This window comes from uncultured Roseobacter sp., from assembly GCF_947495025.1.
Lineage (GTDB): Bacteria > Pseudomonadota > Alphaproteobacteria > Rhodobacterales > Rhodobacteraceae > Roseobacter.
In genome coordinates this window covers 972,444-988,135 of record NZ_CANLXG010000002.1, presented here as the reverse complement: position 1 = coordinate 988,135, position 15,692 = coordinate 972,444, and the positions used below count along the sequence as shown (strand labels likewise).

Sequence of the window (15,692 nt, the reverse complement as noted above, 5' to 3'; positions counted from 1 at the left end):
AATGAGCTCTGTTTCAATAGGCGATCTGTCAAACTCCTTTATGATGCAACGTCGCAGCGTTTCTTTGCGCAATGACCTTTTCCGGTTGACTGATGAGCTGTCCAGCGGGCGTGTGGCAGATGTGAAGCAGGTTCTGGCTGGCAACCACAGTTACCTGACCGGTCTGGAACGGTCTATGGAAGTTCTGCAGGGATACTCCGTCGCGAACAGCGAGGCTGCATATATGACAGCGGCGATGCAGGTTTCACTCGAAAAAGCCCAGGATCTGGGCGGCAATCTCGGGATAGACCTGCTGCTGGCTGGTGGCGGTCCGATCGGGGTCGTGTCCGGTAACCCATCCGAAAATGCTGCAGTTCAGCTCGACGGTATTATCAAATCGATCAATGACGATGTTGCAGGTCGCAGTCTTTTTGGAGGTATCGCCACCGACAGGCCACCCCTGCCGGACGCACAGGTTTTGATTGACTCACTGAGAACTGTTGTCGGAGGTCTGTCCACTCCTGAAGACATGCTGACGGCGGCGGAAACGTGGTTTGCTGACCCGGCGGGTTTTGATGCAATCATTTATGCCGGATCTGATACAGCGATTGCCCCTTTCGTATTGTCTGAAACCGAACGTGTGACACTGGATGTTAAAGCAAACGACGACGCAATAAAGGGTTTGCTGATGAATACGACCCTCGCCGCTCTCGGAAACGATCCTGCGCTCGGTCTTGATGTCCCCAGCCAGTCAGACCTTTACCGGCTGACAGGCGAAGGACTTCAGACCAATCAGGACGAACTGACCGGCCTGCGGTCGAGAATTGGTTTCACCGAAGAACGGATTGAAATGATCTCAGCCCGGAATGAGGCCGAGGAAACCAGCCTGGAATTTGCGCGAAACAACCTCCTCGCGATCGATCCATTTGAAACGGCGACTGAGCTGGAAAATGTCCAGTTCTACCTTCAGAGCCTGTACTCAGTAACTGCACGTAACGCTCAGCTTTCCCTGGTGAATTTCCTATGAAAATTTTTCTGGCTTCAGTTCTTTTAGTAATCTCGTTCGTTTCCTCAACGGCAGCCAACCCCGTCAGAATCAAAGATCTCGTTGAATTCGATGGTGTCCGTGGCAACGATCTCGTTGGCTATGGCCTCGTTGTCGGCCTCAACGGTACCGGCGACGGCCTCAGAAACTCTCCTTTTACTGAGGAAATAATGGCAAACATTCTCGAGAGGTTGGGAGTGAATGTAGCTGGCGAGCAGTTTCGCCCAAAGAACGTAGCAGCTGTTTTTGTTACCGCCTCCCTGCCACCGTTTGCGCGGGGCGGTTCACAGATTGACGTAACTGTTTCTGCAATTGGTGATGCCAACAGCCTGTTGGGCGGAACACTGGTCATGACACCGCTGAATGCAGCGGATGGTCAGATCTATGCAGTGGCGCAAGGAACAATAATTGCTGGCGGAGCCGTGGCTGAAGGCGAAGGTGCGACCGTAACTCAGGGGGTTCCAACCGCAGGTGTAATTCCATCCGGCGCCAGGGTCGAAAGGGAAATCGAATTCGAGCTCTCCAGCCTTTCCAACGTCAGGCTGGCCCTCAGAGATGCCGACTTCACTACCGCGGCCCGCATCGAAACAGCAATCAACAATGACTTTGGTCGTCCGGTAGCGTTCATGCTGGATTCCGGCACGGTACAACTCGATGTGACACAGACCCAGATGGTCTCTGTTGCCCATGCTCTTGGTCGCATCGAGAACATTTCTGTCTCACCGGAACGAAAAGCGCGCGTTGTGGTTGATCAGCGTTCCGGAACGATCGTCATGGGTGAAGATGTCCGCATCAGCAGGGTTGCTGTTTCACAAGGTAACCTGACATTGCGTATTCAGGAGGCGCCGATCGCGGTGCAGCCTAATCCGTTTGCAGAAGGCGAAACGGTCGTGGTTCCCCGGACCCGCGCGGAGATTGAAGAAGAGCCAGGAATCGGCCTCGCTGAAATACCTTCCGGCACTTCGCTGTCAGAAGTAATAACCGGCCTGAACGCGCTTGGTATATCTCCCCGGGATATGATTGACATCCTCAAAAGCATCAAAGCAGCAGGCGCACTACATGCTGAGTTCATAGTAAGGTGAATGCTACTTTTGGGGTGAGTAAGTTCGGCTCGATCGCGCGGCATGATATACTGACAAATCAACCTGGTCCAAACGTCAGCACATTCTGTATCGCAGGAATGATCTTGGCTCCTATCAATACCTGACAGTGTTCTAGTTCGCACGGGGACTGCCTCTCACCACCACCAGGCACTCTGACCAAGACGACGCGATATGCCGACTTTAGCTGCAGATATCTTGCGATAAAGAAACTTCAGCTGTGATCGACAAGTGTACTATTGCTTGGATAACGATCCGGTAAATATCGCGCTGAAGAATGTTGTTTCTGCGGGAAGAAGCCAATCTCGCACCTGAGCACAATATTCTGACAGGTATCACCAGCTCTTCAGAAGTAGCTTCTGACAAGACTGCCGGCAATTAAACTCCAACCGTCGGCCAGGACGAAAAACGCCAGTTTGAACGGCAATGAAACAATTACGGGTGGTACCATCATCATGCCCATGGACATCAACACAGCAGCAACCACGAGGTCGATAATCAAAAATGGAAGAAATATCAGAAACCCGATCTGAAAAGCACGTGCTATTTCCGAAAGCAGAAAGCTGGGAATTAAAACGGACAACGATGCATCAGGCGTCGGAGTTTCCGAAACCGTGTCCGGCCTGAGTTCGGCCATTGAGTAAAACGTTTCCGGATCGATTCTGGCAGCCATAAATACGCGAAAGGGCTCGAGAGTTCGCGCAAATGCCGTTTCGACATCAATTTCATCATTTGTAAGCGGCGATATTCCACTGGACCAGGCTTCGACAAAAACCGGCTCCATAATGAAATACGTAAGAAACAGCGCGAGGCTGACAATCAACATATTCGGGGGCGACTGCTGCAGACCAATTGCCTGACGCAGGATCGAAAGCACTGTGATCAGGAACGGAAAACAGGTCACCATTATCGCAAGACCCGGAGCGAGGCTCAGAACAGTAACAAGTGCAAAAAGCTGTATGGTCCTGGCACTTACAGATCCATCGTCTCCCAGCGAAAGAGAAAGATCCTGCGCACCTGCGGACCCGGTAAACAGCACTAACGCTGAGGCGAGGAAGAAAAAGAACCTGCTGTTCATCCGGGTATCAGGAACCAGAACGACGGTCGATCACTTCTGTAAGTCGCACGACAAGCTGACCCGCACCCTCGCCTTCCTGCTCTTCCAGCATCCCCCGCGCAATCATGCGGTCACCAACGTACAGCTCGACAGGATCATCGACAGACTTGTCAAGCGTCAGCACAGCGTTTTCCCCCAGATTGACCAGTTCTCTGATCAGCGGTCTCGCCTTGCCGACACAAACCGTTACCTCGATAGGAACAGAAGTAAACGGGCTGCTCTGGTCTATTGTCTCGCGCGTGGTATCGACAGCATCAGTCATCTGGCTGCTCCTTCTGAGCTTCAAAGAAAAACGCATTCATTGCACCGGAAATTCCGGTAACGACACTGCTGATATCTATTTCCTGTTCGTTCGATCCGATCCGGACAAATGCCTGACCATCTGCAACAGCGGGTTCCCCAATAACTGTGAACGGTGAGTCGATTTTTTCGTCTCCAATTCGACGCACGAGATCAACATTCTGTGGCGCCACGACGATTTCGATCTGCTGCGAAACACCGCCCTCCAACAGTTCTTCGATCTGCTCCAGAATGTGTCCGGCAAGCGATTGCGCTACCATTTCAGGAAGAAGCCGATCAATGATTTCTGTCATAACAGGCTTCAATGAAAGTGTGAGCTTGGAGAGCGCTTCGTGGTACGTGAAAGACATCTCCTGCAGGCTTCTCGCAAAATCGCTGCTTATCTGATCCCTGGTATCCGCCTGAGCCTTTGTCGAATCATCCCAACCGGCCTGATATCCGGCTTCAAATGCAGCAAGTTTGTCCTGTTCGATCTGGTCATCGGATTCTGGCTTGCCGGAGGATTCCGCACGACCTGCGCTACCGAAATTTCTGTACCTGTGTGAGACAGACATCAGACGCTCTCCTCTTTATCTTCCAGCCAGTTCCGCAGAATTTCTACGGTTTCTTCCTGGCGTTCCCCGATCATATTCCGGAGTCTATCGACCGGGTCATCCGACATGGCACCAGCCATATTGATTTCCGGCAGGCCGCCATTCTCACCCCCGAAATCTGAGATCACCGGAAGATCGGGCAACTCGAATTCCTCAGAAGTAACCTCGCCGTTCATACCATCAGACCGGCCACCTTCAGTTGCCGGAGGAAGCGCCGCTGGTTCATCAGATGTCCGTCCGGCCGGCGCTGAGGTAAGCAGAGGGCGCACAACAAACAGACCAAGAATAAGGGTCACAAGAGCCAGAACCGCCATCTGTATCGCCGACATCAGGTCGAGATTCAGACCATCAACCAGAGATGTTCCAGCGACCGTTCCCTGTGGCGATACACTCTGCAACGCCATCGACTTAATTGTAATGACATCTCCACGTGCCTCGTCGAAGCCGACAGCCGATGCAACAAGATCACGCAAAGCGTCAAGCTCTTCGGTGTCTCTGGCCTGGAAAGTCTGTCCGCCGCTGGGGTCAGGCTGCGCTACATCGTTAACGAGAACCGCGACCGTCAGACGTTTCACAGCACCGGGAACCCTTACGATTTCACGTTCTGTTTCAGACACTTCATAGTTTACGCGTTCGCGGGTTTCACTGTTCTGAGAAGAGGAATTCTCACCTGCACCACCCTCTTCATCGGGCAGGTTTGACGCGACGGTAACATCGCCGCCACCTGCCTCGTTCGATGTGTTGCTGCGCTCTTCTGTGTCGGTACTGATGGCAACCCGGCTTTCCGGATCAAAAATGCGTTCCCGGATGGCCTCACTTTCGGTCACGGTATCAACACTGACCTCTACCACTGCGTTTCCAAAGCCGACGCGTGCTTCGAGAAGACGCTGGACACGGTCACGCAGGACCTGTGCGCGATCCTCACCTCCCACGGCCGGTGCGGCTTCATCCGCATTTCCGATCAGCGTGCCATTGGAATCGATAACAGCAACGTCTTCTGCAGCCAGACCGGCGACAGCAGACGACACCAGAAAACGAATGGCTTTGGCCTGTTGCGTTGTAATCGGACCGCCAGTCGGGTTCACCGCCACCGAAGCCTTTGGTGTCACACCTCTCTGAAAGGGATTCGACCCGGTACTGGCAATGTGCACGCGCGCCATCGCGATATGCGGGCTGGAGACGATCGTTCTGGCGAGCTCTCCCTCCTTTGCGCGCCAGTAGGCTGCATCGAACATCTGGGACGTTGTGCCAAACCCGGAAAGAGTGTCGAGAAGTTCATAGCCACGGTTTGAATTTGCCGGCAGACCTTCGCTTGCCAGTGTCATCCGCAGCTGATCGCGTTCCTTGGCATCCACGAAAATCGAACCGCCCCGCACCTCAAAAACCGCACCGCGCTGCTCCAGAGATCTGACGACATCGCCGGCGGCGCCATTTTCAAGACCCGCATAAAGCAGTGTCATGGTTGGGGCAGAAGCCATGCGCGACATTGCGAGCACGGCAAAGAACATTGCCACAGTGGCCAGACCAACGATGATCTGGCGTTTTATCGATAACCCTGTCCAGACAGATAATACTTGCTGCACTTTTGCCTCCGTCAGACCGAACGTTCTGTCCGGCGTTGACAAGGACTTTGAACGATCTGGCTTAACAATCGGTTAGTGCAATCGCGTCTATAACAGATTTCGACAGCAAAGATGGAGGCGACATGGCCGACGCAACAGCCGATGAAGTACCAGTTGAAGAAAAATCGTCCAAAATGCCTCTGGTTATTGGACTCGTGCTTGCCGTTGTAGGCGGTGGGGGTGGTTTTCTTGCAGCACAGTCCGGTCTGATTCCAGGGTTCGAATCGGGCGGACTGGAGAAAGCGGCCGAGCCTGAGGACGAGGAAAAGTCCGAACCGACAGTCGCTTTTCTTCCAATGGATCAACTTATGATCTCATTGCCGGCCCACAGTTCGAACCAGTACCTGCGGTTTCGTGGCGAACTGGAAGTAAACAAGAAATATGCCGAAGAAGTGAGCCTTCTCATGCCCCGCGTGGTGGACGTACTCAATACGTACCTGCGGGCCGTTGAACTGCGCGACCTAGAGGAAGCTGCAGCGCTGACAAAGCTGCGCTCGCAGATGTTGCGTCGCGTTCAGATTGTTGTGGGACCGGGCAAGGTGACCGACCTTCTCGTCATGGAATTCGTGCTTCAGTAAGGAGACAGAGATGGAACTGATCGCAGATATCTTTCTTGGTGCGGGTGCGCTTGGCGCAGCCATATACTGCTACATACTCGGGAGACGGCTTAACCGGTTCAACGACCTTGAAAAAGGTGTAGGGGGTGCTGTTGCGGTTCTTTCAGCACAGGTTGATGACCTGACCAGAACGCTTGAGACTGCCCAGGCAACGGCGTCAACCTCAGCCGACACTCTGACCGATCTGACGTCGCGGGCCGAAGCAATGGCACAGCGCCTTGAATTGCAGATGGCGTCAATGCACGACATTCCGGAAATTCCGGTAACGGGCGAACGGCCTGCTCCGGTTGCGCCTGTTACGCAAGCCGGGGGTGAGCCAATGTTTGTCAGGCATCGCGCGGCGGTGACACAACAATGAAAAAGCTGTTTTCCAGAAAAAGTGGTAAAGGTTCCGTTCTGCTGATCTGTTTTCTCTTTCTTGGATCGGCGGCAATCCGTGTCGGTATGGGCGCAGGCCAGGCTGTAGCCGTAGAAGCACAGATCGCAGAACCAGCGCAGGTGACGGAGACAAGCGCTCCGGCAGCGCCAGTTGCCGACGAAGAAACTATGGTCGTGATGCTGCAGGCCTTCCAGAACCGCGAAGAGAAGCTCTCTGAAATGGAGCGAAAAATGGCAATCCGCGAGAAAGCACTGACGGTTGCCAATGAAGAAATCGAAAAGCGGCTTCAGGAACTTGAACAGGCAGAGCAGTCACTGAAGTCTCTCATGGCGGTTGCGGATACAGCCGCTGAAGACGATATTGCACGACTGACTGCTGTCTACGAGAATATGAAGCCCAAAGACGCCGCGGCGCTTTTCGAAGAAATGGAACCGGCTTTTGCAGCTGGTTTTCTCGGCCGGATGCGGCCTGACGCAGCAGCCGGCGTAATGACAAGCCTGTCCCCGGAAAAAGCCTATACAATAAGCGTCATTCTGGCGGGTCGAAATGCTAATCTGCCGCGCGGCTGAGCTCGCGATATCCTTTCTTAACCTCATTCTGCAATGATACCGGCGTAACTGGTTCTGAGGGTAGCTATGATTGGAATTATCGGAATAATCACGATTTTTGCTATGGTTTTCGGTGGCTATCTGCTTGCCGGCGGCAAAATGGGAATCGTGCTTAAGGCTCTCCCTTTTGAGATGATGATGATTGGCGGCGCCGCTATGGGAGCGTTTCTGATCAGCAATGACATGTCCGCAGTCAAGCATACCGCCAAAGATATGGGACGGGTGTTCAAGGGTCCCAAGTGGAAGCATTCGGACTACCGGGATCTCCTGTGCCTTTTGTTCGAGCTTATCCGGCTGGCGCGTCAAAACCCGGTTGCGATCGAAGAACATATTGAAGCACCGGACGATTCTTCAATTTTTTCCAAATATCCAAAAATTCTGGCCGACAAAGAGGCGATCGCGCTGATCTGCGATACCCTTCGTTCCGCCTCAATGAACTACGACGATCCACATCAGGTCGAAGAAGTTCTGGAAAAGCGAATTGAAGCGAATCTACATCACGCTCTGCATTCAAGCCATGCCCTGCAAAACCTCGCTGACGGGCTGCCTGCTCTTGGGATTGTTGCGGCGGTCCTGGGGATCATCAAAACCATGGGATCGATTGATCAGCCGCCTGAGGTTCTGGGCAAGCTCATCGGTGGCGCTCTGGTCGGGACTTTTCTGGGTGTATTCCTCGCGTACTGTCTGGTCGGACCATTCGCAGCCAAAGTGAAAACCGTCACCGAGGAAGACGGGCATTTTTACCAGCTGATACGCGAGGTCCTCGTCGCAAATCTTCACGCGCATGCAACAAATATCTGCATCGAAGTGGGTCGTCAGAATACACCATCGCATTGCCGTCCAAGTTTTTCAGAACTCGAAGAAGCTCTTAAATCCGTTAAGCAGAATGCGGCATGAACAGCAGGCAGAACATCTTTGTCGCGCTGTGTTTCGCAAGCGCCACGGCATCACAGGCGGAGCCGATTTCAGTTCTGGCGGGTGAACACGAAGATTTTACCCGCCTTGTTATGGAGCTGCCCGAAGAAACTTCATGGCAACTCGACGGCGAGTCCGGAGCCTATACAATTTCAGTCACCGGTCACGATGACGGGTTTGATACCTCACGAACGTTTTCAATCATTCCAAGAGACCGGCTCGGGTCCGTGACTTCCGACACGTCGAAATTATCACTGACCCTGAACTGCGATTGTCCTGTCACAGCATTTTTTGAGCAAGGCAGTTATCTGATCATCGATGTCAAGGACGGACCTCCCCTGCCTGAAGAAACAGGTTCTGCAGATCCTGAACAGTCAGAACCGATTGTGGAGCGACCACAGTTCGAAAGCGCATTCGGATTTGGTGATCTTCTGTGGTCCCGGCCTGGTGCGGGTCAATCCCCAACTGAGGCTATTGCAATCCCAGAAGTTGCAAACCCGGCTCAAGAACAGACAGCCGATGAGTCAGCAGCCGTCAGACAACAAACTCAATCCGCACTTTCACTGCGTATTGGCGAAGCAATAGCAAACGGAATTCTGGAGGGGAGTGGTGACCCTCTGATGTCGGGAAATCAGGAACCTGATCCGCCCAATAGTGACCTGATTTTCGATTCTTCTGCAAGAAAACCAAAAACAGACGATACTACCGGGAACCTCCGCGTAAGCTCCAGTGGAGACATCCCGGATCAGGGTTTGCGTGCAGTCAAAAATCTGTTGGAGCAGAATTGTCTCAGACCGGACCGACTCGATGTCGCAAGTTGGGGAACCGACGAACCGGCCCCAGCACAGATCAGCTTCGCGCGGGAAAGACTGTTTGGCGACACCGGTATGCTTGATGATGAAGCGGCACTGGCGCTTGCAAGACTATACATTTTTTTGGGTTTTGGCGCCGAAGCACGCCAGACGCTTACTATGTCCGACAAATCTGAACAGTACCCAGAGTTGTTTGATTTGTCGGGTATTGTTGATCAGTCTGATTTCAGGAATTTGCGGATTGCTCATCTTTTCGGCGCCTGCGAAGCACCTGTTGCGCTTTGGGCTGTGTTTGCTGGCGGAACCCTCCCTTCGGAAAATACTTCGGATACAGGCTCGCTTGTTGAAGCATTTTTCAAACTTCCCCCGCACCTTCGCGCCCATCTCGGACCCGTTTTTGGAAAGATCCTTGTCGATGCCGACGAAATCGATACCGCTTCAATCGTATTGCGCAACACAGAACAGGTGACCGGGCAGGATGACACATCCGGTTCCATCCCAAGGTCCATCATCCTGCAGTCGCAAGGTCGAATAGATGAAGCAGAGAAAGCACTTCGCGCAGCGGTAGATGAAAGCAATGACGAATCTCCCGCGGCCGTCGTCGCTCTCGTCAATTCGATTCTCTCTTCAGACAAACCTGTTCCTGCAGACCTCATGAGTACTCTGGAAGCTTATGCTTTTGAACTCCGCCAGACCGAGGCGTCAGAAGACGTAGAAATTGCTCTGGCCCATGCAAAAGCACAAGCTGGCAAATTCGAATCTGCGTTTGAAATAATCAACAGTCTTAATGCGTCTGATCGCCAGATGCTCACAATCCGAAGCAGTGTTTTTTCAAATCTGGCGGAAAGGGCATCTGACTTCGAATTCTTGCAGTATTTTTTGTCAGAGTTTGATTCGACGCCAAGTTTCGTTGCGCCCGGCGCGGCCAGACTCCTGGCTGACAGGCTCGTTGAGCTTGGCTTCCCGGAATTGTCGCTGTCAGCGCTTGAAGTCGTAGAAGGCGATTTCAACACTGAGCAACACAGATCTCTGTCGGCAAAAATCGAACTCAAAACGGGGAACCCGGAAGCTGCCATCCAGCTGCTTGCAACCCCGAGGGACAGTGTGGAGATGCAAATCCTCGCACAGGCACAGTTCGAAGCCGGTCGGTTGTCCGAAGCACGTGAAACTTTCCTGGAGCTGGAAAACAGAACATCCGCCGCCGAAGCAGCCTGGCTGGCAAAAAACTGGTCGGACCTCATTGAAAGCGACACGCCGGTTTTCGGTCCTGTCAGAGAAGCCAGCAGACTTGTCGCGGATGGAACAGAACCGTCTGACAGCATTATTGGCCAGGCCGAAAATGTACTCTATACCACTGAGGAAACCAGAACTGCCATCAGAAACCTGCTTGAAGGCACGGCACTGACAGCCGAAAACTAAATCAGAAGTTCGGTTTTTTTTACAGACTCTGGTTACTCAAATTAAACCATCCTCATCTAAGCATGTGTGAGTTTCAGAACGAAACACAGCTTGGATACCCGATGGTTGCCTTTGAATATTTGCAGGTTACAAAAATTGCCTTTGCGGTTTTTTTGCTCAGCCCTACGGAACTGCAGGCATCCGCAGGATACCACGATCAAGAGAACATCTGCGATGCTGCATCAACCGAGGCCGCAGCCAGTTCTGGTGTACCCCTTCAGGTGCTGAAGGCTATTGCCAGAACGGAGAGTGGCAGAACCCGGGATGGCACGTTTTCCGCATGGCCATGGACAGTCAATGTAGCCGGTGATGGGCGCTGGTTTAGCTCTAGAACTGAAGCTCTTTCCTTTGTGCGGGCAGAAATAGAATCCGGTGAAACTTTGATAGACGTCGGGTGTTTTCAGATTAACCTTCACTGGCATGGCGATCAGTTCGGAACGATCAGCGAAATGATCGATCCGACTGCTAATGCCGCGTATGCCGCTCGTTTCCTCAGCCAGTTGTTTTTCGAAACCGGCGACTGGAACGAAGCCGTTGGAAAATTCCACTCGCGCACACCACAACATGCTGAAAAGTACCTAAACCGCTACAATCGAATACTCGCTTCCTTACCCGGCGACCGCCCGGCGACCCGTAACTCGCAAACCCGGACCAACAATTTTCCGTTTCTGAAACCAGCCTCGGAATCTTCCGGCATCGGATCGCTCGTGCCCTCGGTTACCGGCACGGCAACCAGTCTTTTCTCCACAGGCAATAACTGAGAGCGAAATGCAAAACCTGAGTTTCAAAGCCTTTCTGAATCCAACAATTATGCTGGCCGTAGCGCTGATGGCAGTCATTGTCATGATGATTTTGCCTATGCCCGCCTGGGTGCTTGATACGGGTCTCGCAGCTTCTTTCGCCCTCGCCATTCTGATATTCACGGTAACTCTTTTCATAGAGCGGCCACTGGATTTCTCCGCATTTCCGACCATTCTTCTTGCATCGCTTATGCTTCGGCTTTCGCTGAACGTATCGTCGACCAAGCTGATTATCGGAGAGGGGCATACAGGCACCGACGCGGCAGGGGACGTCATCGAGAGTTTTGCGCAGTTCGTGATGGGCGGAAGTGTTTTTCTTGGGCTTGTGGTGTTCTGCGTTCTTCTGATTGTGAACTTCATGGTCATCACCAAAGGCGCGGCAAGGATGGCAGAAGTGGGTGCGCGCTTTGCACTTGATGGCATGCCTGGCAAACAACTTGCGATCGACAGTGATATGTCCGCCGGTGCAATAACTCATACGGAGGCTAAGGAACGCAGAGAAAAGGAACAACAGGAGACAACCTTTTTCGGATCCCTTGATGGCGCATCAAAATTTGTGAAAGGTGATGCAGTCGCCGGGTTGCTTATTACGCTTCTGAATCTTGTGGCCGGGCTGATCATGGGTATCGCTGTCCATGACATGCCCATCGGGCAGGCATTTGAAACCTACGCGATCCTTACTGTCGGCGACGGTCTCGTTTCGCAGATCCCGGCCGTTATCATTTCCATTGCCTCGGCTTTGCTTCTGGCTCGCGGCGGGGCAACCGGGGCAACCGACCTTGCTGTTTTCAGCCAGCTTGGCAAACACCCCGCTGCGCTCGCAACGGTCGCCGTGCTGATGCTTGCCTTTGCGTTGTTTCCGGGTTTGCCTTTTGTCCCGTTCTTGCTGGGCGCAACTGCCCTCGGGACTGCGTCTTACTTCCTCTACCGAAGGAAAAAATCAGAGCCCGAAACGCCCGATGACGCGCCCGAGGTAAATATACCGGCTGAAAAACCACTCGGTGACGTGCTTGAGATTGACGACGTTCATGTCGAATTTGCACCCGACCTCGTAAATATGGTGCTGGACCCGGGGACGGGTCTGGACGCGCGTATCGCTAACATGAGAACGCACGTAGCGTCGGTTTTTGGCCTCATACTCCCGGAAATCCGCCTGACCGACAATCCAGCGTTGCCGGCCGGAACGTACATTCTGCGAATCCAGGGTGTCGAGCAAGCCAGAGCCCAGCTAAATCCTGAGCAGGTTCTGGCGCTTGTGCCTGAAGATGTATCGGCCTTGCCAGACGGCACCGACACCATGGAGCCGGTATATGGTGCTCCTGCACGGTGGATCGCCAGTCGGGATCAGGAAAAAGCCGCCCTGAACGGTCTGACCCTCGTAACACCGGCTGAGATACTTGCCACGCACCTGCTGGAAACCGTCAAGCGCAATTTCAGCCGCCTGCTTACGCTGAAATCACTGCGTCGTCTTCTGGCCGAGATGGTAAATATTTCAAACCCCGCCAGAGCAGAGGCCAACCGAAAACTGCTTGATGAGATGATCCCGGACAAAGTTCCGGTTGACGTCCTTCACACCGTATTACGATTGTTGCTCGATGAACTTGTCTCTATTCGCAATCTGCCTCTGATACTGGAAGCAACCGCTGAAGCACGCGCGCGAAATGCGCAGCCGGAGGCGATATGTGAGCACGTCCGTCAACGTCTTGGCTTTCAGCTCGTCGCAGAGATGCGGCGTGACGATGGCACATTGCCACTGATCCAGCTTGCACCCGAATGGGAGGATACATTTGCGACCTACCAGGTGGAGGCAGACCGCGGCCTCGATATTGCGCTGCCGCCGGACCTTTTCAATCAGCTTGCTGAAAATGTCTCCAGGAAACTGCAGGACGCCACAGAGAACGGTATCCATGCAGCCGTTGTCACAAGTACAAGGAGGAGACGGTTTCTGAGAACCGTGATGCGCGCCAAAGGCATCAGCAATCCTGTCCTGTCGTTTGAGGAAATCGGGCTGGATGCCCGACCCTCTCTTGTCGGTGTAGTCGCTGCGTGACGGCCTCTGCCGAATTACTGGCGCTTCTGACGACGCAGCTATGGCATGGGTTTGCCGTTTTTTTGCGCGTTGGGGCATTGGTTTCAGTGCTGCCGGCATTCGGTGAACAGTCGGTACCGGCCCGGATCAAGCTTGCAATCGCGATTGCTTTCACCTTCGTGGTCGCGCCTGCCCTGCCCCAGACCGGACCACCCGAAACCCCTGGCGATGTTGGTCTGATCATCTTGTCAGAAACCTTCGCCGGACTGGCCATTGGTCTCGGCCTCAGGTTGTTTGTCCTGGCACTTCAGACCGCTGGTTCTATCGCGGCACAGTCCACATCTCTTTCCCAGGTCCTGGGTGGCGCCGCAGTAGATCCCCTGCCAGCCATGGGTTACATACTGATTGTTGGCGGTCTCGCGCTGGCTGTTATGACCGGTCTGCACGTCAAGGCAGCGCAGCTGATCATTATTTCGTATGAATTCATGCCTTTTGGCCAGTTCGCCAGCGGAAGTAACATGACGGACTGGGGTGTAAGTCAGGTCGCAAAAGCGTTTTCGCTGGCTTTCACCCTTGCTGCGCCTTTCATCATTCTGGCCGTCATCTACAACGTGGCTCTCGGTGCGATCAACAAGGCTATGCCGCAACTGATGGTCGCTTTCGTTGGTGCACCGGTCATCACAGCCGGTGGATTGATCCTTCTGATGGTTGCTGCGCCGTCGATACTTGCTGCCTGGATCGCTGCAATGGATGTCTATCTCTCTGATCCTTTTGGGGGGTCGCGATGAGCGCTCAGGACGAAGATACCGAAAAGTCTTTTGATCCAACGCCACAAAAGCTTCTTGAGGCGCGCCGTAAAGGTGAAATCGCGCGCTCAACGGAGATGCTGACAGCAGCCGGATACGCGGGTCTTTTTGCGGCATTTGTACTTTCGGGCGGTTCAGGTTTACTGGCACTGGGCGCCAGCCTGGCAATCATGATCGACCAGCCCGCACAACTGGCCGAGCTGTTTTTTAGCGGCGCAGCAGCGGCGCCAGCCGGCGGGTTGATGACGAGCGTTGTTGTTGCCATTTCACCGATTTTTCTGCTACCCGCCACCTGCGTTCTGGTATGCCTGTTCGCACTCAAAGGCATTGTCTTCGCACCTGAAAAAATAAAGCCAAAGCTTTCTAAAATCTCACTGATTTCAAACGCTAAGAACAAGTATGGGCGAAACGGCCTTTTCCAGTTTCTGATCAGTACAGTCAAACTGCTGATCTATTCCGCATGTCTTGCAATCTTTCTCAGGTTACATCTGAACGAGATGGTTGGCGCTCTATTCTCCAACCCTCACATGGTCATACTTCTGCTCTCTGAGATTTTCCTGAGTTTTTTGTTTGTGGTTGTCTGCGTATCCGGAGTGATCGGCGGCATTGATGCGATCTGGCAGCATTTCGAGCACATTCGAAAAAACCGCATGTCGAGAAAGGAAATTATGGATGAGACCAAAAACAGCGAAGGAGACCCTTATGTGAAACAGGAACGCAGAAGACGGGCACAGGCTTCTGCAAATTCACAGATGATGGGTGAGGTCCCTGATGCTGACGTGATCATCGTGAACCCGACACACTATGCTGTCGCGTTACGCTGGGACCGGCAGCCTGGCAAAGCACCTGTCTGCGTTGCCAAGGGAGTTGACGAAATCGCGCTGCGTATCCGCGAAATTGCGGCGGAAAACGATGTGCCAATTCACAGCGATCCACCTACAGCAAGAGCGTTGCATGCTACCACAGACATTGATCAGGAGATTGCTCCCGAACACTACAAAGCCGTAGCAGCAGCAATCAGGTTCTCTGAAGCCATGCGCGAACGCTCGAAGAGGAAAGCGTGGTGAAAAAGCAGGAAGCACTCAACTCCCTTGAGAGGGTAGTCCGCACCAGATACCTCGCAACACAGCAGGAGCTGAGGCAACATGTTAAAATTGAAATGCAGCTTCGGGCCGAACTGGCCAGGCTGGATCAGCAAGCAAAAGATGCTGATGGACAGATGAAACCATCAATGAAAATGATCGGTGCTGACATCATCTGGAAATCGTGGCTCGGTCGAACGCGCACGGAGCTTAATTTGAAACTCGCACAAACACTCGCCCAGAAAGAAGGGTACCTGAAGCGGGTGCGCGCGGCTTATGGAAAGGTGCTGGTTGCAGAGGAGCTGAAGGAAGATCTTTTCGACAGGACCCGGAAGTCCGCGCGTCAGTCTGAAATGGAAAGGTCAATCGAAATGACTCTGACACCGGGTTCAAAGACCCGCAGGTAAATCGGACCCGGGTCAGGATCGAG

Annotated in this window: 16 protein-coding genes; 12 read left to right on the top strand and 4 right to left on the bottom strand. The window is 53.3% G+C overall.

Features of this window, described 5'->3' with window-relative positions; genetic code table 11:
* Nucleotide 1: 1 nt before the first annotated feature.
* Together Q0792_RS13035 and Q0792_RS13030 are read left to right on the top strand one after the other, a co-directional pair.
* Nucleotides 2-1,006 (top strand): flagellin, encoded by a 1,005-nt coding sequence (locus Q0792_RS13035; protein ID WP_298841184.1) that lies wholly within the window; start codon nucleotides 2-4, stop codon nucleotides 1,004-1,006.
* A complete protein-coding gene (locus tag Q0792_RS13030; RefSeq protein WP_298841182.1) occupies nucleotides 1,003-2,106 on the top strand; it encodes a flagellar basal body P-ring protein FlgI in 1,104 nt (367 codons plus the stop codon). The genes Q0792_RS13035 and Q0792_RS13030 overlap by 4 nt, the downstream gene beginning before the upstream one ends.
* A gap of 364 nt (nucleotides 2,107-2,470) precedes the next feature.
* Here Q0792_RS13030 and fliP read toward each other — a convergent pair whose 3' ends face one another.
* Genes fliP through fliF form a run of 4 tightly spaced genes read right to left on the bottom strand, consistent with a single transcriptional unit; the run spans nucleotide 2,471 to nucleotide 5,717 of the window.
* On the bottom strand, nucleotides 2,471-3,202 hold the full coding sequence (gene fliP / locus Q0792_RS13025; protein WP_298841179.1) for a flagellar type III secretion system pore protein FliP: 732 nt from the start codon (nucleotides 3,200-3,202) through the stop codon (nucleotides 2,471-2,473).
* A 7-nt stretch (nucleotides 3,203-3,209) separates the two neighbouring features.
* A complete protein-coding gene (locus Q0792_RS13020) occupies nucleotides 3,210-3,503 on the bottom strand; it encodes a FliM/FliN family flagellar motor C-terminal domain-containing protein (RefSeq protein WP_298841177.1) in 294 nt (97 codons plus the stop codon).
* Entirely contained in the window at nucleotides 3,496-4,095 is a 600-nt protein-coding gene (locus Q0792_RS13015; protein ID WP_298841175.1) for a FliH/SctL family protein, read from the bottom strand. Before Q0792_RS13015 ends, Q0792_RS13020 begins: the two co-directional genes overlap by 8 nt.
* Entirely contained in the window at nucleotides 4,095-5,717 is a 1,623-nt protein-coding gene (gene fliF, locus Q0792_RS13010) for a flagellar basal-body MS-ring/collar protein FliF (RefSeq protein WP_298841172.1), read from the bottom strand. The genes Q0792_RS13015 and fliF overlap by 1 nt, the downstream gene beginning before the upstream one ends.
* A 122-nt stretch (nucleotides 5,718-5,839) precedes the next feature.
* Here fliF and fliL point away from each other — a divergent pair, with 122 nt between their 5' ends.
* The 10 genes from fliL to Q0792_RS12960 all read left to right on the top strand — a co-directional run bounded on the left by fliL (nucleotide 5,840) and on the right by Q0792_RS12960 (nucleotide 15,669).
* The gene (fliL, locus tag Q0792_RS13005) at nucleotides 5,840-6,334 is read left to right on the top strand and encodes a flagellar basal body-associated FliL family protein (protein ID WP_298841169.1); all 495 of its coding nucleotides are present in this window, start codon (nucleotides 5,840-5,842) and stop codon (nucleotides 6,332-6,334) included.
* 10 nt (nucleotides 6,335-6,344) lie between these two features.
* Nucleotides 6,345-6,731 carry a hypothetical protein gene (locus Q0792_RS13000; RefSeq protein WP_298841167.1) on the top strand — a complete coding sequence of 129 codons (387 nt, stop codon included), beginning with the start codon at nucleotides 6,345-6,347 and terminating at the stop codon, nucleotides 6,729-6,731.
* Nucleotides 6,728-7,321 carry a hypothetical protein gene (locus Q0792_RS12995; RefSeq protein ID WP_298841165.1) on the top strand — a complete coding sequence of 198 codons (594 nt, stop codon included), beginning with the start codon at nucleotides 6,728-6,730 and terminating at the stop codon, nucleotides 7,319-7,321. Before Q0792_RS13000 ends, Q0792_RS12995 begins: the two co-directional genes overlap by 4 nt.
* A 66-nt stretch (nucleotides 7,322-7,387) precedes the next feature.
* Nucleotides 7,388-8,257 (top strand): flagellar motor stator protein MotA, encoded by an 870-nt coding sequence (gene motA / locus Q0792_RS12990; RefSeq protein WP_298841161.1) that lies wholly within the window; start codon nucleotides 7,388-7,390, stop codon nucleotides 8,255-8,257.
* The gene (locus tag Q0792_RS12985; protein ID WP_298841158.1) at nucleotides 8,254-10,506 is read left to right on the top strand and encodes a hypothetical protein; all 2,253 of its coding nucleotides are present in this window, start codon (nucleotides 8,254-8,256) and stop codon (nucleotides 10,504-10,506) included. The genes motA and Q0792_RS12985 overlap by 4 nt, the downstream gene beginning before the upstream one ends.
* A 101-nt stretch (nucleotides 10,507-10,607) precedes the next feature.
* Nucleotides 10,608-11,306, top strand: a complete 699-nt coding sequence (locus tag Q0792_RS12980) for a lytic transglycosylase domain-containing protein (protein ID WP_298841155.1) — start codon at nucleotides 10,608-10,610, stop codon at nucleotides 11,304-11,306.
* A 7-nt stretch (nucleotides 11,307-11,313) separates the two neighbouring features.
* The gene (gene flhA, locus Q0792_RS12975; RefSeq protein ID WP_298841152.1) at nucleotides 11,314-13,395 is read left to right on the top strand and encodes a flagellar biosynthesis protein FlhA; all 2,082 of its coding nucleotides are present in this window, start codon (nucleotides 11,314-11,316) and stop codon (nucleotides 13,393-13,395) included.
* Entirely contained in the window at nucleotides 13,392-14,162 is a 771-nt protein-coding gene (locus Q0792_RS12970; protein ID WP_298841149.1) for a flagellar biosynthetic protein FliR, read from the top strand. Before flhA ends, Q0792_RS12970 begins: the two co-directional genes overlap by 4 nt.
* Nucleotides 14,159-15,247 (top strand): flagellar type III secretion system protein FlhB, encoded by a 1,089-nt coding sequence (flhB, locus tag Q0792_RS12965; protein ID WP_298841146.1) that lies wholly within the window; start codon nucleotides 14,159-14,161, stop codon nucleotides 15,245-15,247. The genes Q0792_RS12970 and flhB overlap by 4 nt, the downstream gene beginning before the upstream one ends.
* Nucleotides 15,244-15,669, top strand: coding sequence for a hypothetical protein (locus tag Q0792_RS12960; protein WP_298841144.1), 426 nt, complete (start codon nucleotides 15,244-15,246; stop codon nucleotides 15,667-15,669). The genes flhB and Q0792_RS12960 overlap by 4 nt, the downstream gene beginning before the upstream one ends.
* The last annotated feature ends 23 nt before the right edge of the window (nucleotides 15,670-15,692 follow it).

Coding starts and splice junctions, on each gene's coding strand:
- Q0792_RS13035 (WP_298841184.1), top strand. CDS start 2: ATGAGCTCTGTTTCAATAGGCGATCTGTCAAACTCCTTTATGATGCAA.
- Q0792_RS13030 (WP_298841182.1), top strand. CDS start 1,003: ATGAAAATTTTTCTGGCTTCAGTTCTTTTAGTAATCTCGTTCGTTTCC.
- fliP (WP_298841179.1), bottom strand. CDS start 3,202: ATGAACAGCAGGTTCTTTTTCTTCCTCGCCTCAGCGTTAGTGCTGTTT.
- Q0792_RS13020 (WP_298841177.1), bottom strand. CDS start 3,503: ATGACTGATGCTGTCGATACCACGCGCGAGACAATAGACCAGAGCAGC.
- Q0792_RS13015 (WP_298841175.1), bottom strand. CDS start 4,095: ATGTCTGTCTCACACAGGTACAGAAATTTCGGTAGCGCAGGTCGTGCG.
- fliL (WP_298841169.1), top strand. CDS start 5,840: ATGGCCGACGCAACAGCCGATGAAGTACCAGTTGAAGAAAAATCGTCC.
- Q0792_RS13000 (WP_298841167.1), top strand. CDS start 6,345: ATGGAACTGATCGCAGATATCTTTCTTGGTGCGGGTGCGCTTGGCGCA.
- Q0792_RS12995 (WP_298841165.1), top strand. CDS start 6,728: ATGAAAAAGCTGTTTTCCAGAAAAAGTGGTAAAGGTTCCGTTCTGCTG.
- motA (WP_298841161.1), top strand. CDS start 7,388: ATGATTGGAATTATCGGAATAATCACGATTTTTGCTATGGTTTTCGGT.
- Q0792_RS12985 (WP_298841158.1), top strand. CDS start 8,254: ATGAACAGCAGGCAGAACATCTTTGTCGCGCTGTGTTTCGCAAGCGCC.
- Q0792_RS12980 (WP_298841155.1), top strand. CDS start 10,608: ATGGTTGCCTTTGAATATTTGCAGGTTACAAAAATTGCCTTTGCGGTT.
- flhA (WP_298841152.1), top strand. CDS start 11,314: ATGCAAAACCTGAGTTTCAAAGCCTTTCTGAATCCAACAATTATGCTG.
- flhB (WP_298841146.1), top strand. CDS start 14,159: ATGAGCGCTCAGGACGAAGATACCGAAAAGTCTTTTGATCCAACGCCA.